The organism is Pseudomonas sp. Arb-4-2C (assembly GCF_055755015.1).
The window spans coordinates 6,223,082-6,242,459 of the sequence record NZ_CM146899.1; the positions used below are offsets into that span (position 1 = coordinate 6,223,082).

General features: G+C 55.9%; 17 protein-coding genes and 1 pseudogene. 15 read left to right on the forward strand and 3 right to left on the reverse strand.

Annotated elements, in window-relative coordinates; translation table 11 throughout:
• Positions 1-32: 32 nt before the first annotated feature.
• The gene (gene rfbC / locus AC0J41_RS28165) at positions 33-578 is read right to left on the reverse strand and encodes a dTDP-4-dehydrorhamnose 3,5-epimerase (RefSeq protein ID WP_025110961.1); all 546 of its coding nucleotides are present in this window, start codon (positions 576-578) and stop codon (positions 33-35) included.
• A gap of 146 nt (positions 579-724) precedes the next feature.
• Between rfbC and AC0J41_RS28170 the strand changes: the two genes are divergently transcribed.
• From AC0J41_RS28170 to AC0J41_RS28180, 3 genes are all read left to right on the forward strand, one after another.
• Positions 725-3,637: an aminotransferase gene (locus AC0J41_RS28170; protein WP_473014172.1), complete on the forward strand. Its 2,913-nt coding sequence runs from the start codon at positions 725-727 to the stop codon at positions 3,635-3,637.
• A 250-nt stretch (positions 3,638-3,887) separates the two neighbouring features.
• Positions 3,888-4,994: an agmatine deiminase gene (aguA, locus tag AC0J41_RS28175; RefSeq protein ID WP_473014173.1), complete on the forward strand. Its 1,107-nt coding sequence runs from the start codon at positions 3,888-3,890 to the stop codon at positions 4,992-4,994.
• 245 nt (positions 4,995-5,239) lie between these two features.
• On the forward strand, positions 5,240-5,452 hold the full coding sequence (locus AC0J41_RS28180) for a hypothetical protein (RefSeq protein WP_007961849.1): 213 nt from the start codon (positions 5,240-5,242) through the stop codon (positions 5,450-5,452).
• Positions 5,453-5,639: 187 nt separating this feature from the next.
• On the opposite strand, the gene AC0J41_RS28185 is transcribed toward AC0J41_RS28180, so the two are convergent.
• Entirely contained in the window at positions 5,640-7,733 is a 2,094-nt protein-coding gene (locus AC0J41_RS28185; RefSeq protein WP_473014174.1) for a TonB-dependent receptor, read from the reverse strand.
• Between the two features lie 256 nt (positions 7,734-7,989).
• On the opposite strand from AC0J41_RS28185, the gene AC0J41_RS28190 reads away from it, so the two are divergent.
• The 6 genes from AC0J41_RS28190 to AC0J41_RS28215 all read left to right on the forward strand — a co-directional run bounded on the left by AC0J41_RS28190 (position 7,990) and on the right by AC0J41_RS28215 (position 12,684).
• Complete coding sequence (locus AC0J41_RS28190; RefSeq protein WP_473014175.1) at positions 7,990-8,658, forward strand: DsbA family protein; 669 nt, start codon at positions 7,990-7,992, stop codon at positions 8,656-8,658.
• 296 nt (positions 8,659-8,954) lie between these two features.
• Entirely contained in the window at positions 8,955-10,241 is a 1,287-nt protein-coding gene (locus AC0J41_RS28195; RefSeq protein WP_025110955.1) for an OprD family porin, read from the forward strand.
• A gap of 230 nt (positions 10,242-10,471) precedes the next feature.
• The gene (locus AC0J41_RS28200; protein WP_003220699.1) at positions 10,472-11,218 is read left to right on the forward strand and encodes a 2OG-Fe dioxygenase family protein; all 747 of its coding nucleotides are present in this window, start codon (positions 10,472-10,474) and stop codon (positions 11,216-11,218) included.
• Between the two features lie 79 nt (positions 11,219-11,297).
• Positions 11,298-11,675 carry a GNAT family N-acetyltransferase gene (locus tag AC0J41_RS28205; RefSeq protein WP_003220700.1) on the forward strand — a complete coding sequence of 126 codons (378 nt, stop codon included), beginning with the start codon at positions 11,298-11,300 and terminating at the stop codon, positions 11,673-11,675.
• Positions 11,672-12,388, forward strand: a complete 717-nt coding sequence (locus AC0J41_RS28210) for an AzlC family ABC transporter permease (RefSeq protein WP_003220701.1) — start codon at positions 11,672-11,674, stop codon at positions 12,386-12,388. Before AC0J41_RS28205 ends, AC0J41_RS28210 begins: the two co-directional genes overlap by 4 nt.
• Positions 12,367-12,684, forward strand: a complete 318-nt coding sequence (locus AC0J41_RS28215) for an AzlD domain-containing protein (RefSeq protein WP_007952614.1) — start codon at positions 12,367-12,369, stop codon at positions 12,682-12,684. Before AC0J41_RS28210 ends, AC0J41_RS28215 begins: the two co-directional genes overlap by 22 nt.
• On the opposite strand, the gene AC0J41_RS28220 is transcribed toward AC0J41_RS28215, so the two are convergent.
• Entirely contained in the window at positions 12,601-13,527 is a 927-nt protein-coding gene (locus AC0J41_RS28220) for a LysR family transcriptional regulator (protein WP_007961685.1), read from the reverse strand. The two genes, AC0J41_RS28215 and AC0J41_RS28220, sit on opposite strands and share 84 nt — an antisense overlap.
• Positions 13,528-13,969: 442 nt before the next feature.
• Between AC0J41_RS28220 and AC0J41_RS28225 the strand changes: the two genes are divergently transcribed.
• From AC0J41_RS28225 to AC0J41_RS28250, 6 genes and pseudogenes are all read left to right on the forward strand, one after another.
• Positions 13,970-14,479, forward strand: a complete 510-nt coding sequence (locus tag AC0J41_RS28225; RefSeq protein ID WP_473014176.1) for a PBECR2 nuclease fold domain-containing protein — start codon at positions 13,970-13,972, stop codon at positions 14,477-14,479.
• Between the two features lie 307 nt (positions 14,480-14,786).
• Positions 14,787-15,197 carry an MbcA/ParS/Xre antitoxin family protein gene (locus AC0J41_RS28230; protein WP_473014177.1) on the forward strand — a complete coding sequence of 137 codons (411 nt, stop codon included), beginning with the start codon at positions 14,787-14,789 and terminating at the stop codon, positions 15,195-15,197.
• Positions 15,194-15,874, forward strand: a complete 681-nt coding sequence (locus AC0J41_RS28235) for an RES family NAD+ phosphorylase (RefSeq protein WP_473014178.1) — start codon at positions 15,194-15,196, stop codon at positions 15,872-15,874. The genes AC0J41_RS28230 and AC0J41_RS28235 overlap by 4 nt, the downstream gene beginning before the upstream one ends.
• A 77-nt stretch (positions 15,875-15,951) precedes the next feature.
• Positions 15,952-16,077, forward strand: a pseudogene (locus tag AC0J41_RS28240) (helix-turn-helix domain-containing protein); the annotation flags it as partial.
• Between the two features lie 927 nt (positions 16,078-17,004).
• Entirely contained in the window at positions 17,005-17,961 is a 957-nt protein-coding gene (locus AC0J41_RS28245) for a reverse transcriptase domain-containing protein (protein ID WP_161751543.1), read from the forward strand.
• Complete coding sequence (locus AC0J41_RS28250) at positions 17,958-19,298, forward strand: AAA family ATPase (RefSeq protein WP_473014179.1); 1,341 nt, start codon at positions 17,958-17,960, stop codon at positions 19,296-19,298. Before AC0J41_RS28245 ends, AC0J41_RS28250 begins: the two co-directional genes overlap by 4 nt.
• Positions 19,299-19,378 lie beyond the last annotated feature (80 nt).

The following is a 19,378-nucleotide window of genomic DNA, read 5'->3' on the forward strand; positions in this document are numbered from 1 at the left end:
CGCCTGAGTGAACAGGCGCATTATGCCTAGGCTCAGGCGAAGACGTCAGCGTCCTTGAGCAGTGCTCCAGCCTGGTCCTTGGCCGACAGCTTCGGCGCTTCGTCCAGTTGCCAGTCAATGCCCAAAGCGGGATCGTCCCAGCGAATGCTGCGCTCGGACGATGGATCGTAGTAGTTAGTGGTCTTGTAGAGGAATTCGGCGAACTCGCTCAGCACCACGAAACCATGGGCGAAACCTTCCGGGACCCACAGTTGACGGTGGTTTTCGGCGGAGAGGCGCACGGCAACCCATTTGCCGAAGTGCGGCGAGCTGCGGCGGATATCCACGGCCACATCCAGCACTTCACCTGCGGTTACCCGGACCAGTTTGCCCTGGGTGTTCTGCAGTTGGTAATGCAGGCCGCGCAACACGCCTTTTTGCGAGCGCGAATGGTTGTCCTGGACGAATTGAGTGTCCAGACCGGTTGCATCCTGGAATGCCTTGGCGTTGAAGCTCTCGTAGAAGAAGCCGCGCTCGTCACCAAATACCTTGGGTTCGATGATCAGAACACCGGGCAGATCGGTGGTGATTACATTCATGAGATTTTTCCAGATAGGTATGAATGGCCGACATTCTTGCGCAAAGCGCTGGCGGATGCGAGTGCTTGAATAACCGTGATCGGGGGTTGCGCATCCTCTGCAGCAATGGCGATATAGACGCCTAATAAAATTTCAGGGGTCGTTTCATGCCGCTCGCCACGTTGATTCATCGCGCCAGCTTGCCCAGTCCACAGGTCTGCGAGGCGTTGGCCCGGCAGTGGTTGGCGGAGCATTACGGACTCAGTGGCACGTTGCAGGCGCTGGGCAGTCAGCAGGATCTCAATTATCGGGTCGACAGTGAGCGTGGGCGCTTTGTCCTGAAAATCTGCCGCGGCGATTACGCGCTGGTGGAACTGCAGGCCCAGCATGCGGGCCTCAAATACCTCACCGAACACTCGTCGGTGCACGTACCCAAGGTGATCCCGGCCCATAACGGCGACGACCTGCTGTCGCTGCAGGCCAACGGTGAGCCGGTACACGTGCGGTTGCTGGACTACATCGAAGGCCAGCCGCTGACCCATCTTGAGTATCTGGGTCACGAGGTGGTGGCCGGTTTCGGTCAACTGTGTGGCGAGATGGATCTGGCGCTGGCCGGCTTCGACCATCCGGGTCTTGAGCGCACCCTGCAGTGGGATGCACGCCACGCCAGTGCGCTGATCAACCATCTGCTGCCGGTGATTCAGGACGAGCGCCAGCGCGCATTGATCGCTGACGCCGCCGAACAGGCCGAGCGCCGCTTGCAGCCATTGCTGGACAAGCTGCCGGTGCAGGCGATTCACATGGACATCACTGACGATAACGCCGTCTGGCAACGGGATGCGCGACGCCACTGGCAGTTGCAGGGGGTGATCGATTTCGGTGATCTGGTGCGCACCTGGCGCATCACCGACCTGTCGGTGACGTGCGCGGCGCTGCTGCACCATGCCGGCGGTGATCCGTTCGTGATTCTGCCGGCGGTGCAGGCCTATCACGCGGTCAATCCGCTGCAACATGAAGAGTTGCAGGCACTGTGGCCGTTGATCGTGGCGCGGGCGGCGGTGCTGGTACTCAGTGGCGAGCAGCAAGTCAGCATCGATCCGGGCAACACCTACAGTCGCGACAACCTCGGCCACGAGTGGGAGATCTTCCACGTGGCCACTTCGGTGCCACTGGCGTTGATGGAAGCGGCGATCCTCACGTCAGTCGGCCAGCGTCTGCCGGCCATCGGCAGTGAAGGTTTTGCGCCGCTGTTGCCAGAGCTGGTCGGACGTGAGTTCGCGTTGATCGACCTGGGTGTGCTCAGTCCGCATTTCGAGGCGGGCAACTGGGAGCAGGACGGCATCGATCAGCGGCTGCTGACGGAAGCCGCCGCCGCGCATGGCCTGGCGGCGAGTCGTTACGGGCAATACCGCTTGTCGCAGACGCGAGCGGACAGTGCGGTCGAACCGGACACCTTCCCGTTGCACGTTGAATTGCGTGTGCCGCAAGGCTCGGCGGTGGAAGCGCCGTTTGCCGGTGTTCTGCATCACGCGGCGGACGGTGTGCTGCAACTCGATGGGCCACAGCTCAGCGTGCGCTTGTGGGGCGTGAACGCCTCGCTGCACAGCGGCGCGGCGCTGGTCAAAGGTCAGGTGCTGGGTTTGGTCGGTGGGCCGTTGAAGGTGCAGTTGAGCCGTGTAGCCGCGCTGGATGCGCCTTTGTTCTGCAGTCCGGCGCGCGCGGCTGCGTGGCAGGCGTTGTGCCCCTCGCCAGCGGCGCTGCTGGGCCTGGCCTGCGATGCCGAGCCGGAGCTGGACGCCAAAACCTTGCTGGAACGGCGTGACGCCAGCTTCGCCCGCACGCAAAAACACTACTACGTTGATCCGCCGCGTATCGAACGCGGCTGGCGCAATCACCTGATCGACATGCAGGGCCGCTCCTACCTCGACATGCTCAACAACGTCGCAGTACTCGGTCACGGTCATCCGCGCATGGCACAGGTGGCGGCACGGCAATGGTCGCTGCTCAACACCAACTCGCGGTTCAACTATGCGGCGGTGGCGGAGTTCTCCGAGCGCTTGCTGAAACTGGCGCCGGAAGGCATGGACCGAGTATTTCTGGTCAACAGTGGCAGCGAGGCCAACGACTTGGCGATCCGTCTGGCGTGGGCCTACAGCGGCGGGCGCGACATGCTCAGCGTGCTGGAGGCTTACCACGGCTGGACGGTCGGCGCCGATGCGGTGTCGACGTCGGTTGCCGACAACCCGCGAGCGCTGGAAAGTCGTCCTGACTGGGTGCATCCGGTGACCGCGCCGAATACCTATCGCGGTGAATTTCGCGGTCTTGATTCTGCGCCGGATTATGTGCGCAGCGTCGAAACACGGCTGGCACATATCGCGGCGCAAGAGCGCCAATTGGCCGGGTTCATCTGCGAACCGGTGTACGGCAATGCCGGTGGTATTTCTCTGCCGCCGACGTATCTGAAACAGGTCTATGCGTTGGTGCGTGCACAAGGCGGGGTGTGCATTGCCGATGAAGTGCAGGTCGGTTACGGGCGTATGGGCCACTTTTTCTGGGGCTTCGAAGAGCAGGGTGTGGTGCCGGATATCATCACGATGGCCAAGGGCATGGGCAACGGCCAGCCGCTCGGCGCGGTGATCACGCGCCGGGAAATCGCCGAGGCGCTGGAGGCCGAAGGCTACTTCTTCTCGTCCGCCGGTGGCAGTCCGGTGAGCTGCCAGATCGGCATGGCGGTCCTGGATGTGATGGAAGAAGAGAAGCTCTGGGAAAACGCGCAAGTGGTCGGCGGTCACTTCAAGGCGCGTCTGCAAGCGTTGATCGATAAACATCCGCTGGTGGGCGCGGTGCATGGTTCCGGCTTCTATCTGGGCGTGGAGTTGATCCGCAATCGCGAGACCCTGGAGCCGGCCACTGCAGAGACCAGCCTGTTGTGTGATCGCCTGCGCGAACTGGGGATTTTCATGCAGCCGACCGGGGATGACCTGAACATTCTCAAGATCAAACCGCCGATGGTCACGTCGCGCCGCAGCGTGGACTTCTTTGTCGACATGCTGGATCGGGTGCTCGAAGAGGGCCTGTAAACGCTGCTTTTTGTGGGCGCGGGCTTGCTCGCGAATGCGATTTTTCATTCAAAAGTGATATCGACTGCTATGCCGCCTTCACGAGCAAGCCCGCTCCCACAGGAATTAAGTGTTAATTCGATTTGTATCGGGATTAGTATGGGTTTTTTAGTCTTTCTGCGTGTTCAAGCATTTAAAATACGATATTTATCGGTTATAAAGTCGCCATTGCTTTGAAAACCCTCGACGGTGCCCTGGAGTTCAGATCCCGATGACCACTTTGAAAAGTACCCCGCGTGACGATGGCTTCTACATGCCGGCCGAGTGGGCGCCGCAGACCCAGACCTGGATGATCTGGCCCGAGCGCCCGGACAACTGGCGCCTGGGCGGCAAGCCGGCGCAAGCTGCGCATGTCGCAGTGGCCAAGGCTATCGCGCGTTTCGAACCGGTGACCGTTGCCGTGTCGGCCGGCCAGTACGAAAACGCCCGTGCGCGCCTCGATGTGCCGAATATCCGCGTGGTCGAGATGTCCAGCGATGACGCCTGGGTGCGTGATACCGGGCCGACGTTTGTCATCAACAACAGCGGCGAAGTGCGCGGGGTGAACTGGGACTTCAATTCCTGGGGGGGCTTTGAAGGCGGCCTGTACTCGCCGTGGAACCGTGACTCGCAGGTCGGCGGCAAGATTCTCGAAATCGAACGCAGCCCGCGTTATCGCACTGAAGGTTTCGTGCTCGAAGGCGGCTCGATTCACGTTGACGGCGAAGGCACGCTGATTACCACCGAAGAGTGCTTGCTCAACCACAATCGCAACCCGCACCTGGGCCGCGAAGAGATTGAAGCGGTGCTTCGCGACAATCTGTCGGTGGATAAAATCATCTGGCTGCCGGATGGCCTGTTCAACGACGAAACCGACGGCCATGTGGATAACTTCTGCTGCTACGTGCGCCCGGGCGAAGTGCTGCTGGCGTGGACCGACGATCCGCAGGATCCGAACTACCCACGCTGCCAGGCTGCGATGAAAGTGCTGCAAGGCAGCACCGACGCCAAGGGTCGCCCGTTCACGGTGCACAAGATGCCGATTCCGGGGCCGCTGTACGCCACTGAAGAAGAGTGTGCCGGTGTCGATCCGGTCGACGGTACGCAGGAGCGCGATCCTTCCGTGCGCCTGGCCGGTTCCTACGTGAACTTCCTGATCGTCAACGGCGGCATCATCGCGCCAAGCTTCGACGATCCTATGGATGCCCCGGCCCGGGACATCCTGCAGAAGCTGTTCCCGCAGCACGAAGTGGTGATGGTGCCGGGCCGTGAACTGTTACTGGGCGGCGGCAATATCCACTGCCTTACCCAACAGCAACCAGCGCCGCACAAAGAATGAGTTGAGACGTAACAGCTTGAGTTGACTCATAAATCGGCGATGCGACGATTAGCTCGCTATCCATGCAAAGAAGCCCGCGGCCCTGTTGGACCGCGGGCTTTTTTGTATCCGCTTGTCGACAAATCGGAAACCTTGGCATAGCTCTTGTATCGGACAAAGGGCACTAGGGAGAGGGAGGAACTTCAACAGTTCTGTCATAAACCTTGGATAACTTAGCCGCTCACGAACGGGGAGAGAGCGCTGAAATGAACGCCGAAGTGAACGTAGTCAGCGAGCGGACGTTGCATCCCATGGCCGTAAACGGCGAATCGCTCCAGATTGTCGCGCACTTTTTGAAATCCAACGGAACGCGTCAGATCAGGGAACCTGATCCGCGCCGGATGATGATCGAGCGCTACCCCGCTGGCCTGTTCAGCGAGGCCGAACTGGAAGCATTATGGGCTGTGATGGAAGGATAAGAAGAACAACAGGGATTGGTAAAAGCGCTGCCGGGATGGCGGCGCTTTTTTTTGCACAGAACAAAACCACTGCGAACATTGCACCTGTGGGAGGGGGCTTGCTCCCGAATGCGATAAGTCAGTGACGATGATGTTGCCTGACTCGACGCCTTCGGGAGCAAGCCCCCGCCCACAGGTTTTGTGCTGATCAGAAACTGTAGGTGCCAGTCATCACTACGCTGCGCGGTGCACCTGGCTGAATCTGATTCTTGCTGGTCGCCGAGGCGTAGTACTCACGGTCGGTGATGTTGTTCAGTGCTGCGCGCAGATCCCAATCCTTGAAGCGGTAGCCTGCCAGCGCGTCCCAGCGACCGTAGCCCGGCAGCACCGTGGTGTTGTCGTTGTCGGCATAACGCTGGCCGACCAGGGTCAGGCCGGTTTCGCCGTACCAGCCCATCTCCGGTTTCCAGGTCAGGAACAGACTGCCGTTGTGCTTGGCCACGTTGTTGACGCGCTTGCCTTCGAGACCGTTGTTGTCCTTCTCGATGGTCGTGTCCTGTACGCCGACGCCACCGCGCATGTACCAGTTGCCGACGAGCTTGCCGGTTGCGGTCAGTTCGATGCCGCGCGAACGTTGCAGACCGGTCATGACCGTCAGGGTCGGATCATTCGGATCGCTGGTGCGGCGGTTGTAGAGTTCCAGGTCATAGACCGCCAGCGTGGTGCTCAGGCGATCATCGAGCCAGTCGCTTTTCACGCCGATTTCTTTCTGTTTGGTCAGCTCGGGGCTCAAGTCGTTGGTATTGCCGGCAGCGCCTGGCGTGATGCCGATCAAACCGCCGCCCGCGGGCGAGAAGGTCTTGGACCATGAAGCATAAAACGAATGATTCTGCAGTGGCGTCCAGACAACCCCCAAGCGCGGGCTGGTGCTGTGGCTGTCGCGATCTTCGGCAATGTTCTTGAGCTTGTTGGTCGACTCGATATCGAACGTGTCGTAGCGCAGGCCGGCCAGCAACTGCCATTGATCATTCAGGCGTAATTGGTCCTGCACGTAGACCGCGCGGCTTTCGACTTCGGTGTGGCTGTCACTGAATACCTGCATGCTGCCGGTGTGGCGCAGCTCGCGGTTGGGGTTGAACAGGTCAAGTGACGGCACTGGCTGCGCGCCCGGGGTCTTGCCGGTTGCAGCGTTGTACAGCTTGGGATCGCGGCGCTGGCTACCGATCTCGATGCCGGTCAACAGGCGATGCTCCAGACCAAACGTGTCGAAACCGCCTTCCAGCTCGATGTTGTTGTAGACGTTGCGGGTGGTCAGATCCTGCTGCCAGTGCTGACGGACAACCTTGTTGGTTTTGGGATCGAAGTTGGTCAGGTAGGTGTTGTCGAAATCGCTGTCGAGCTTGAACACGCCGAGGGTCTGGCGCAGTTGCCAGTTATCGTTGATCTCGTAGGTGAGTTTCGAGCGCAGGGACTGCGCCTTGTCGTCGATGAAATCGTGATCGTTGCCGTACGTGGTGTCGCGTCCGACGTCGGCCGGGCGGCCGTTCACCCCCGGAATGCCGCGATCCGGTGTGCGGTTGTAGCGGCTGTATTCATATTGCACCAGCCAGTTCAGGTCCGGGGTCAGTTGCCAGCTCATCGACGGCGCGAACAACTGGCGGTTGCCACTGACGCCGTCGCGGAAGCTGTTTTCATCCATATTGCCCATGTTCAGGCGCAGGCTGAGGTTTTCGCTGGGGTCGGTGCTGAGGTCGGCGTAAAGGCTACGCAAGTCTTCGCTGCCGCCTTGGGCTTCGATGGTCGAGCGCCGGCCGAACTCGGGCATTTTGCTCACGCGGTTGACGATCCCGCCCTGACTGCCACGGCCATAGAGCACCGCCGCCGGGCCTTTGAGCACTTCGACCCGCTCGATATTGTGCAGGTCGCGCTTGTATTGGCTGTCGTCGCGAATGCCGTCCAGATAGAAGTCGTTGCTGGCATCGAAGCCACGAATGCGCAGGCTGTCGAAGCGGGTGTCGGCGCTGCTGCTGACGTTGGGAATGCCGCTCAAGGCGTCGCCGATGTCATTGGTGCCGTAGTTGGCGACGTTCGAGGTCTTGATCGAGTCGATCGCTTGCGGCACATAACGCACCGGTGTCGAGGTGCGGGTGGCAGTGTTGCTGATCTTGACGCGTGGATCTTCGGCTTGTTCTTCAGCGCTGATCGCGGTGGCGGGTAACTCGGTGGCGGAATAAGCAAAACCGCTGGACAGAAAGGCAGACAATCCAAGGGTGACAGGCGTGAGGCGGAACGGGGCAGGCATTGAAGAGCGCATCCGAAAGGGTAGGGGAATTCAAACGCGCGAATGGTAATGCTTTGCATTTGCTTCCGTAATTTATTCCTGAGAAGTTCCCCTGACAGATTGTTTCAATTTATGTCGATCTGGATACAACCTGACCGTTCGGTCCATTCGACCGATTCGCGAAACAGTCTGAAAGCCATTCCGGCGTTTTTCGCCCATGCGTGAAGGAATAGTCTGCCGGCATCGACTTTTCCCACTTTTCTGCCGGAGTTCTCCCATGATCCTTCACTACATCTATGACCCATTGTGTGGCTGGTGCTACGGCGCCAAACCGTTGGTGCAAGCGGCGCAACAGGTGCTGCCGGTCGTGGCTCATGCGGGCGGGATGATGAGCGGCGCGAACCGCCAGCAGGTCTCACCGCAACTGCGCAATTACGTCATGCCTCACGATCGGCGCATTGCCGAGTACACCGGGCAGCCCTTTGGCGAGGCGTATTTCGAAGGGCTGCTGCGTGATCACTCGGCGGTTTTCGACTCGACGCCACCCATCGCGGCGGTGATGGCTGCAGAGGCTATAGACGGCCGTGGCCTGCAGATGCTCGGGCGTTTGCAGACCGCGCATTACGTCGAAGGGCAACGGATTGCCGATGAGGCTGTGCTGTTCGAAATCGCGGCTCAGATGGATTACGCGCAAGAAGCTTTCGTGGCAGCGTTTAAAAGCGTTGATACCCAGGCGCATGTAAAAGCCAGTCGCGCGTTGCTGGCCCAACTCGGTGGGCAGGGCTTCCCGACGTTGGCGCTGGAACAGGACGGGCAATTCACGTTGATCGACATCAGCCCTTGGCTGGGTAAACCGCAGGCCTTCGCTGACTGGTTGGGGCAAGCGATTGTGGCTGATGAAGTGGCTCAATCCCCCGCGCAATGTGGTCTCGACGGCTGCGCATAATCGCGCTGGATTCACTGGTTAAGCGCATTTCCGAGCAATGGGCTATCGCAAAATTTACGATTCTTAGACGATTTTTACCTATTTAAAGACGATTCTTGAAATTGACACATTATTGAGGGCGCGGCTACGATTCGGCCCAACGCCTGTGGCCAACCGCCATGACTCAAGAATAATAAGCAGGCCCGCCATGACCTTGTCGTGGGCGGGTCTTTTTGTTTCGGGGTGAAAAAAGAGTGCATTAGCGCCGTTTCAGCCGTTCGACACAGCGCGTTTCAACCCGTAATAAGGAAAACAAAATGTTGAACAAGCGTATCAGTCTGATCGCACTGGGGATGTTGAGTGCCACACAGGCCATGGCTGACGGCCAGGCCGAATCGAAGGGTTTTGTAGAAGACAGCAGCCTCAAAGTGCTGCTGCGCAATGCCTACATCAATCGTGATTACAAAGACGGCAACAAAGACAAATCCGAGTGGGGCCAAGCCGCCATCGGTACGTTCTCGTCCGGCTTCACCCAAGGCACCGTTGGTGTGGGTGTGGATGCTTTCGGCCTGTATGCCCTGAACCTGGAGCGCAGCGAAGATCGCAGCGGCGCCGGCGGTATCGATTTCTTCAAGCGTGGCGACAGTGGCAAGCCTGCCAACGACCTGTCCAAGGGCGGCGCAGCGGTCAAATTCCGTCTGTCCAACACCGTGCTGACCTACGGTGACCAGATGCCGGCCCTGCCGGTGCTGAACTACGACAACTCGCGTCTGCTGCCGGAAAGCTACACCGGTACCTTGATCACTTCCAAAGAGATCAAAGGCCTTGAGCTGAACGCCGGTCGTTTCACCGCCGAATCGCGCAAGAGCGCTGAAGGCCGTGACAGCGGTGGTCTGAAGTCGATCAACGTGTTGGGCGGTAGCTACCAGTTCACCGAACAGTTCAAGGCTGCGCTGTACGCCTCCGACGTTGAGGATGTGCTGAAGAAGCAATATGTGAACGCCAACTACGTGTTCCCGATCGACAAGGATCAGTCGCTGACCCTGGACTTCAACGGCTATCGCACCAAGCTGGACGACTCCTACGTTCGCCAGAGCGGCGCTACCGGTGACGACAACAAGATCTGGAGCCTGGCAGCGACTTTCGCCACCGGCCCGCACTCGTTCACCGTGGCGCATCAGCGTTCCACCGGCGACAGCAACCTGGGCTACGCCTACGGTGGCTATCAGAAAGAGCAAGGTCGTGTCGGTGACGGTGGCAACACCATCTACTTGGCCAACTCCTACTGGTCGGACTTCAACGCTGAAGACGAGCGCAGCTGGCAGTTGGGCTACGGCCTGGACTTCGGCGCGTTTGGCGTACCGGGTCTGAGCTACAACTTCGCTTACGTGCGTGGCGACAACATCACCACCTCCACCAGCGAAGGCGGCACCGAGCGCGAAATTTTCAACCAGGTCAAATACGTCGTGCAAAGTGGCCCGGCCAAAGACCTGAGCGTGAAACTGCGTAGCTCGATCCTGCGCGTTTCGCAGAAATCCAGCGAGTACAACGTCAGCGGCAACGAACTGCGTGTGTTCGTGGACTACCCGATCAACATCTTCTGATGATCGTTCAGGTATAGATGCATGAGAAAACCCCGACGTGTTCGGGGTTTTTTTTCGAGGCCTTTTCGGTAAAAACCGTAAAAAACCCGTGTTTTTGTCATGTAAAAGTTGTTTTAAGAGCACTTCAAACGCCGTTTCAAGCAGGGCTTTAAATGCCTGAAATTCTTTCTCATGGACGCAAATTCTCCACCTAATAGATTAGGCCGCTCAACGCAGCGGAGAATTTGGTAATGATCGTTTTGAACAGAGAAGTGGGCGAATCGCTACGGCGCGACAAATATGTCAACGTCCAGGGTGGTGACTTCAATCTCTACGGTCATTTTGCCGACTTCGTCAGACTGACCAAAAGTTGGGAAAACATGGAGCCAGACAGTTACTACGGTCAGGCCGAAGCCGGCATGCGTTACCGTCGTTACAGCGACTTTGAGTACAACCCGAAAACCCGTGAACTCAAGCAACTCGAGCATCGCGCGTACGTGCAGTCGAAAGAGAACAACGCCTATGTGGGCGGTGTTGTGCGGCACTTCCAGGACTTCTCCGATGAAGTGATCACTTCACCGGTGATGCGCAGCCTGATCGACACCGATTTCGAAGTGTACAAAAGCGTGTTGCCGGAAGAACTGCACGATGAAATCTGGCAGTGCCAGATCCATCAGATCCGCATCGAGATCAAACCCGGCAAGCAACTGGAAATCACTCCTGAAGGGATTCACTGCGACGGCTATCCGTTCAGCGGTGTGCACTTCTGGGGGCGCAACAATGTCGAGGGGGCGGAAAGCCGTTTGTACGATGTGCACGAGCATCAACTGGCGTCGACCACCTACAAGGAAATCCTCGATACCACGTACTTCCTTGACCGCGACATGCGCCACTACGTGACCCCGGCGCGCAACACCCACACGCATGCCATGGCGTACCGGCAGATTCTGGCGATTTCCTTCTCGCGGCCCGGGACCGCTTTCGACATTGTTCGCTAATCAGATCACCCCAATCGATGGCGTCGAATGCTCGACGCCGGTGGTGCTGCGACGCGCCACCGCCAAAGATGCGCAGCGCATGGAGCGTTTCTTCCGCCAGTTCGACGAAGTGTCGTTCTGCGAGTGGCAGGACGCCAAATGCCTGCGTGGTGTATTGATCCAGAAAACCACCACGGCCTATCTGGCCTTCGACGTGGAAGGCGAAATCGTCGGCGCGGTGCTCGGCGGCATGCTCGGCAGTCGTGGCACTATCAACCATCTCGCCGTCAGCCCACGCTATCGCAGCCAGGGCGTCGGCCAGCGGCTGGTGGAAGCGGCGTCGTCTGACATGAAACGGGTCGGTGTATTACGGATGTTTCTGTTCGTCGACGATGCTAACCTCGCGGGCAAGCGATTCTGGACTGCCCAGGGTTTTTGCGAACCCCATGGCGAGCGGACATTTGAGAGGGATCTATGAATGAAACGTCCGGCAGTGCGCCGCTGATGGCTGCCCATCAGCCATCGCGCACGTTTGCCGAAGCCAGCCCGGTGGTGGCCGGTTATTTCACGGTGTCATTCGTGTTCGGGCTGATGGCCGTCAATGCCGGGCTGCCGATGTGGCTGCCGGTGGCGATGTGCTTGTTCGTCTACGCCGGCGCTTCGCAATTCGCCGCGCTGGCGCTGATCTCCAGCGGTGCTTCGCTGACCACCATCGTGCTGACCACCTTCCTGATCAATGCGCGGCACATGCTGATGTCGGTGTACATGGCCAAGGCCCTGCGCGCACTGGGGCTCAGCCGCATGGAGCGCTGGGCCTACGCTGGTGGGCTGACCGACGAATCCTTCGCGTTTCACAGCGTGAAATTGGGTACCGGCGCGCCGGTCAATATCCGTTACCTGATCGGCTTCAACCTGTTCTGCCACACCTCCTGGGTGCTGGGCGGATTGCTGGGCGCTGTTTGTGCGCAATACGCGTCGCACCTGATCAAATACCAGCTCGACTACGCACTGACCGCGATGATGCTCTACGTGCTGGTGTCGCTGTGCAACACCCGTAACAAACTCATCGCCGCAGCGGCCGCTGTGGCCTGCATGGGCGCGCTGAGCCTGGTCGGCACCTCGCCGTTCAACGTATTCATCGCCACGTTTGTGGGCTGCGGAGTGGGTGTATGCCTGACCAAACGTTCCTGATCCTGGTGGTCGCGCTGATGATGGCCGTGACCTTCCTGCCACGCGCGCTGCCGCTGCAGGTCAACACCGAGCACTGGCCGCCGTTCGTTGCGCGGGCGCTGGAATACCTGCCAGTGGCGATCGTCGCTGCTATCAGCCTGACACCCTTGTTGATCAAGGATCAGCACATACAGCTCGATCGCCCGGAATTTTATGCAGCCATTCCGACGCTGTTATGTGCGTATTTCAGCAAAAACCTCTTTCTCAGTGTGGCGGTTGGGACGGCTGCGTACATTGCGCTCGGCTCGTTCATGTAGCGGCAGATCGACCACGTCGTTCAAGGCCTGGCCTGAAAGATTCGGGTTGTTCACCGCGAGCCGCACTTCGAGGAAATCCTCGAAACCGGGGAAAATCGTCAGGCCGTTCTTTTGCGCGGCCTCGCGAGAAACCATGCCGACCGCGTCCATTTGCGTGATCAACGACAGCGTCAGGGTTTCGCTGCAGGAATAGACCATGCGCTGACCGTTCTCGTGATTGCCCAGACCCGCGTCGAGAAAACGCAGGAAGCTGTGGGAATACGGACAATCTTCCGCAGGACGCACCTGAAACTTGTTGCCCAGCAACGTCAGCGGATCGTTTTCCTGCCCGCAATGGGCACCGACCACCTGCACCTGCACATCCGGCAGGACGATGCTCGGCAAACCCGGACGCTGCGGGCCAATCAGCACCGCGAGGTCAAAGTCTTCGTTCTTCAGCTTGCTGAGGTTTTCCATCGACTCGGCGTAGCTGAATTCCATCTGGTAATCGGGAAACACCTCGATCAGGCGTCCGATCATTCGTCGGTTGAAGTCAGACGACAACGTGTTGTTCAACGCGACCTTCAATGTGCGCTGGCCAGGCACCTTGAGCGCCTCGACCTTTTCTTCCATCTGTCGCGTGGCAATCAGCACTTTGTCCATGTAGGGCGTCAGCTCAGTGCCTTGCGGCGTCAGCGTCAGCCCTTTGTTGGAACGACGAAACAAGCGGAAACCGAACTGCTCTTCGACCTTGTTCAACTGCGCGGCCAGGGCCTGCACAGTCAGGCACGAATGCTCGGCTGCGGCCGACAAGGAGCCGGTCTGCACGATGCGCATGAGGTTGCGTAAGGTTCTGCTATCCATGGGTAATGCCCTCTGAAGTGGGCTGGGTATTGTTGTTTACGAGACTGCCGATCCGGCGTCATATGCCGGCTATATTCCAGCACCTGAGCATAGTTGTCGCGGGTTTAGTAGCGAATTGATGTCCCTGCCGATGGCTGGAAGCTGACACAGGATCGGGATTTTTGATGACGTGGGGGTGATTGGGGTCAAGAAAAGTGCCCGACTCGGACGAGTCGGGCACTTTTTTATGCCTTGGGATTACAGCATTTTTGAGTGTTTCCCACACCGAAACGCCGCTGTTTTGCACCGTTGTCGGAAGCCTCCTATAGAAAAGAGCGAACGGGCTGATTTACCGCCAATGCCCAAGTGGCTGAAATATCAGGTAGTTATTTTCGGGACTTTTAGTCCGAGGTCATGGATTTCCAGGCAATGCCGGCATCCGCGAAGCTAGCGAGTCGATGCCATGAGTTTGCAGGGGAGCAGAGCGTTACCCGACCAAAAAAACTGGAAAGATCTGGGCTTGCCGGATATTCGCGATATTGAACCCGGGCTTCTGATTGATGCGGTTAGAGAGCTTCCGGGTGCATCGAGCCTCAATGCAGCGTGGGAGCAGGTTGCCAGCGGTTTCGGACTTGATCAGGGTCTGGATGCTGTTCTGATCGAAACGCCATATGGGCCGATTTTGGTGAAACGCGAGCATTTGCTTCATACGGTGGAAAAGCGCCCGAATGCCCGTGAGCGGTTTACCGAATTTGCGCGAGATACTCTAACGAGGCCATTAGAGATATGGCGGGTTTCCTACGATGACGCCTCGTTTCGACTCTCCTTCATCGGTGCCTACAACGCGAGATACCAGATGCTGGTGGTAATCCATGTTGAGCGTGGCAACGTACTCTGGAATTTCATGAACTGTGACAAGAAGGGCCTGAACAAGCATCGGCATGGTGATCTGTTATATCGGCGTTACCGATAGCACAAACAAAAAAGGCAGCCTTCTCAGGCTGCCCTTCACATGAATGTCGCTTGATATTGTGCTCCCTCAAGCAGGGGAGAAGAGGTCTCACCCGGGCGCTGATTTTCAGGTCATCAACGGGGTTCCTAACGCCGACTATCGCCACCTGAAGGCAGTCGGTTTCGCGCTCTTGGCCAGATTCTCTGCCACGGAACATTGCAGTGTCAACCCGGGAATTCAAGGGGCTCTATTCGTATACGAATAACTTTATGGAAAATATTCATATCTGTACTAAGCTCAGTTTGCATGGCAGCTACGAAGGACAAACATGCTCACCTCCCCCCCAGCCCTCACCCCGCGTGAACAACTCGACGTCCCCGAAGCCGGGCGCGTCGCGCTGAAGTTTTTCTTCAACCTCATGGAGCGCTGGGGCTGCAACGCCGAGCAGCAACGCACTTTGCTGGGTGGCGTCGGCAACACCACGTTCTACAAGTACAAACACCTGCCGCCGAACATTCGCCTGCCGCACGACACGCTAGAGCGCATCTCGTACCTGATGGGCATTCACAAGGCGTTGAGCATCATCTTCAGCAACAGCCGCGAGCGCGCCTACACGTGGGTCAGCAGCCCCAATACGGCTGCGCCATTCAATGGCCGAACGGCGCTGGATTACATGCTTGCCGGGAGGGTGGTCAACATCGCTGACGTTCGCCGTTACCTCGACGGGGTGCGCGGGTGAAGGCTCCGCCGCTGGCCAAGCCGCAATGGCCGAAAGCCTATCGGATCGTCAACAGCAGCTTCCCGCCGATTGCGCTGTTCGAAGACGTGCTCGACCCCGAAGACCTGGAAATCGCCTACGCGCTGGAAGCGCTGACCAACGATCGCCTGATCGAACAGGCCGGCGTCCTCGCCCGCGTGCGCCCCGAAGACCGACTCTCCGGCCCCGGTTCAACGCCGGTGATGGCGGCATTTACCCACATCGGCAAAAGCAGCCGCTTCACCGACGGCACCTTCGGCGTCTACTACGCCGCCAGCAGCCAGGCCGCGGCCATCGCCGAAACCTGCTATCACCAGGAACGTTTCCTCGCGGCCACCCACGAAGCGGATCTTGAGCTGACCATGCGGACTTACGTCAATCGCGTGGTTAAGCCACTGCACGATGTTCGTCACGACTTTCCCGACTTGCATCAGCCCGATCCGGGCGCCTATGGCCCGTCTCAGGCGTTTGCCCGACAACTGCGCGAGTCTGAATCCTGGGGGCTGCTCTATAACAGCGTGCGCCTCCCGGGCCATGAATGTGTCGCCGCGTTCCGGCCGCCGGCGGTGTCGATTCCGAAGCAGGGCAAACATCTGCGTTATGTGTGGAGTGCGAGCCAGTGCAGGATTTCGTTTGTGTTTGAGATTAGTCAGGTGTGAAAAGCGAGGCGGCATACGTGTCATTATTCGACAACCTGCGCAGCCGTTCTTAAGCAACTGAAGGATGAAAATCAGCGATGGTCAATGAGCTGGAGCAATTCCAGAAGGGCTTGCTGGACTCTGTACGTCAGATGAAGGCCGGGCAGACTGCACGTGTCACGGAAGTGCTTTGCTCTGCACCGGCAGACACAAGTGCCTCGCTGACGAGCCATTCAGATTAACAACTATTTTTGATTATCCGGCCGTTAAAGCCAATGTGGACGTCATGTGGACGTTCCAAAAACAACAAAGCCCCAGCATTTCTGCAGGGGCTTTGTTTTGTATGGTGGCACCAGGAGTCGAAAAATATAATAAGCATATGTTTTCTATAGATTTTATTTTTTGTATCACGAGATTCTATCTCTAAAACTATCCTCAGACACTCACCTGACCTTTCCTGCGCGCAAGATGAGTTAAGCCAGGATCTATCTTTCAGAAGTATGGCAGCCTGTAATATTTGCACGATAAGTAGCATGAGTCCCCCACTGCGGAGAACGCAGCAATCGACCGATTGCGACTGTTGCCAGCGGAATTTGCGGGCCGATAGAGGTGGATCAACCACATCAACCACACCGTAGTCGCTGCCGAAGTCGCCTCGAGTCCTAATTTTTACTGGAGGCCTCAACATGTCTGAGGCCGTGCATAGCTTCGTGACAGAGGATAAAGGAGGCATGCCGCAGGTGCTGCGTTAGGGGAGGTTGTCATTTCTGAGCTAAGGCTTTACCATGACCTCATGTCAGTGACTAGGGGTATCCTCCAGTCATCAAGCTGACCTCTAGAGGCCTTGATCCATGTTACATTTGTATGGCTTCCCTCCTCGTTCATCATTTGAGTTGGGAAGCCATGCAGACTGTAAAATCCCGTCTCATATCGCGTATCGATCCTCTCCGCTCGTCAGACCCGACCCGCCCGACCCGCCCGACCCGCACCCGCACCCGCTGATTTCCTTCTCCTTCCTATGTATCGTCATTTTTTGCTCCCCTATGGCTCGGCTGCGCAAAAAACGGACTAGTATGTATAATTTAGAGTTTGTTAACCTTCCTCGTCAGCATCAGAATCGCTGTGGCTGAATCTATTCAGAGATAAATCTAGTGGCTAGTAGAGACTTTAAATCAGCATTTGAAGCTATGTATCATGGAAAGCATGATTTTGAAGACTTTAAATCTGGAGATGTCTCTTCAAAATACCGCACATTTGTATTTAATAAGAAAGATGTCTACGAGGCAGGGGCTGAGCTTAAGGTTTATCACAAGTTCTTGAATTTATTTATATTCCAGTGGTTAGAATTCAATGAGCGCTGTGTATATTCCTATAGAAAAGGAATGAATGTAGTTGATGCGGTCAAAAAGCACGCGGGCAGTAAGCATTTCTTTCAAACCGACTTAAATAACTTTTTTGGAAGTGTATCTGGCAAGCTAGTTAGAGAGTGCATTCTTAGAAGTTTAGAGAGAGTGCCAATTTCTGATGCTGGCCTTTATATAGATAGAATTGTTGAGCTTGTTACGGTCGAAGATAAGCTGCCGATGGGGTTTTCAACCTCCCCATCGATAAGTAATGCATGCTTGCTGCCGTTTGATAATGCTGTAGAGAAATACTGCGAAGAGCAGGGGCTGATTTATACACGCTACTCGGATGATGTAATCATTTCAGGTAGTGATAATAAGCTCTACGGTACAGAAAAAGTCATTGAGTCTATTCTTGAGGAGTTGTTCCAAAGAGAAATTACACTTAATGCGTCTAAAACGAAATTCAGCTCAGTAGGGAATAAGCTGAAAGTTTTAGGTATGATGATTTTGCCTAATGGCTCTATAACTATTGATACAAAGCTGAAGTCTGACATTGAAGTTATGTTGTATTTCTTTATAAAGGACAAGCATAGATTTATAGATAAAGTAGATGCTGAAGGTACTGCGGCGGCTCTGGCAAAAGTTTCGGGCTATTTGAACTATATTAACACTACGGATCAAGTGTATCTTAATAAGCTTCGTAAGAAATACGGCGCTTCCGTGGTGGATATGTTTATTCGCGGGTCAGTGAAGTCCCTATGAAAATAAACATCGAAATTAATAATATACAGCATGTGTCAATGCTGAAATTTGATATTGATCTGGGTCTGAACAAGCTTACTTGCCTGGTGGGTAAAAATGGAATTGGTAAAACCACACTCGTAAAGGCGATCCAGAATTTGAGATTTGCTGACACTTTTACTCAGACTTCTCAGCCTGGAATATTCCGTGAGGATAGCGCCATAAAGTATCAGGTCGATACGGCGCCATATGTTTTTTCCTATGATCCTGATATTCGTAGTCTGAACTCAAAAGATATTATTCCGGATGTCGTTAAGGGTAATATTGATGTGGAGTTGCCAATGCCATATGGCCAGCGATTCAGTTTCTTCCAAACGCTAGCCAAGGCAGATCCTGATATTCGCAGTAACATAGTAATGGAAGCATATGAAAGTCCTGTCGAACTGATTGAGTTTTTGAGCTACATATACTCGACCGATAAATTTAAGAACCTTGTTAAGGTAAAGGTTAGGCGTGATGAGTATTACTGCATCTTGCTAGAAGATAGCAGATATATTCGAGAGGATTATCTTAGCTCTGGAGAATACCTGCTTATAAGTGTTTACAGGAAAATTAAAGGTGGCTGCAGACTCATTGTAATCGATGAAATTGACATGTCCTTGGATGCTGCGGCTCAGACTCGACTGGCGAAAAGGCTACGTGAGTTTTGCGCGCTTTATAATGTAAATATTTTGTTTACGACGCATTCATTGGCTTTGATGAAAACGCTAGAAGATCATGAGATTTTCTATTTGCTTGATGAGGTTGCAGGTGTACATCCCATACCTGCATCGTATAGTTATGTTAAGAGCGTGCTTTTTGGGTTCAAGGGCTGGGATAGGTATATCCTTACAGAGGATGATGTACTTCAAAATCTTATAGGCTATGTGCTGAAAAAGTACCATCCGGTTGCGCACTTCCAGTATAAGATTATTTATATTGGAGGTGGAAGTGGCGTAGTTGACTTGATGGCGCGAAATGCGAAAGAGGAATTTTTTGCAGGCAAAGAGAATGTCATATCCATCCTGGATGGTGATCAGGCTGGGCAAAAGCATGTAAAAAACTTTAGTAATGTGCATTGCATACCATTTCCGAGTGTCGAAAAGCAGCTTCATGCAGATTACTATGGTGGGTCAGCCTACTTGAGTGGGAAGCTTGGGCAGGTTCAGCAGCTTGATAATAAAGCTTTTTATAAGCACGTTACAAGGAGCAAACTCATGAGTGAAGCTGAGATTATCGAGTATATATGCGATACTCATGCGGCTGAGACTCAAGCTTTTGCTAAAATTTTCGATACTTTCTTGTATCCAACCATTTAGTTTGTGTAGGGTAGGGATTGTAATAGTTCAGGTAACTTGGCTATGCCGCACTTCTGTTGGCGGCCCATTCACACGCGTTA

Excerpts from the sequence above, each read along its gene's own strand:
- AC0J41_RS28195 (WP_025110955.1), top strand. The coding sequence starts at position 8,955 with ATGTTGAACAAGCGTATCAGTCTGATCGCACTGGGGATGTTGAGTGCC.
- AC0J41_RS28225 (WP_473014176.1), top strand. The coding sequence starts at position 13,970 with ATGAGTTTGCAGGGGAGCAGAGCGTTACCCGACCAAAAAAACTGGAAA.
- AC0J41_RS28250 (WP_473014179.1), top strand. The coding sequence starts at position 17,958 with ATGAAAATAAACATCGAAATTAATAATATACAGCATGTGTCAATGCTG.
- AC0J41_RS28205 (WP_003220700.1), top strand. The coding sequence starts at position 11,298 with ATGGAGCGTTTCTTCCGCCAGTTCGACGAAGTGTCGTTCTGCGAGTGG.
- AC0J41_RS28200 (WP_003220699.1), top strand. The coding sequence starts at position 10,472 with ATGATCGTTTTGAACAGAGAAGTGGGCGAATCGCTACGGCGCGACAAA.
- AC0J41_RS28215 (WP_007952614.1), top strand. The coding sequence starts at position 12,367 with ATGCCTGACCAAACGTTCCTGATCCTGGTGGTCGCGCTGATGATGGCC.
- rfbC (WP_025110961.1), bottom strand. The coding sequence starts at position 578 with ATGAATGTAATCACCACCGATCTGCCCGGTGTTCTGATCATCGAACCC.
- AC0J41_RS28210 (WP_003220701.1), top strand. The coding sequence starts at position 11,672 with ATGAATGAAACGTCCGGCAGTGCGCCGCTGATGGCTGCCCATCAGCCA.
- AC0J41_RS28170 (WP_473014172.1), top strand. The coding sequence starts at position 725 with ATGCCGCTCGCCACGTTGATTCATCGCGCCAGCTTGCCCAGTCCACAG.
- AC0J41_RS28230 (WP_473014177.1), top strand. The coding sequence starts at position 14,787 with ATGCTCACCTCCCCCCCAGCCCTCACCCCGCGTGAACAACTCGACGTC.
- AC0J41_RS28185 (WP_473014174.1), bottom strand. The coding sequence starts at position 7,733 with ATGCCTGCCCCGTTCCGCCTCACGCCTGTCACCCTTGGATTGTCTGCC.
- AC0J41_RS28220 (WP_007961685.1), bottom strand. The coding sequence starts at position 13,527 with ATGGATAGCAGAACCTTACGCAACCTCATGCGCATCGTGCAGACCGGC.
- aguA (WP_473014173.1), top strand. The coding sequence starts at position 3,888 with ATGACCACTTTGAAAAGTACCCCGCGTGACGATGGCTTCTACATGCCG.
- AC0J41_RS28190 (WP_473014175.1), top strand. The coding sequence starts at position 7,990 with ATGATCCTTCACTACATCTATGACCCATTGTGTGGCTGGTGCTACGGC.
- AC0J41_RS28180 (WP_007961849.1), top strand. The coding sequence starts at position 5,240 with ATGAACGCCGAAGTGAACGTAGTCAGCGAGCGGACGTTGCATCCCATG.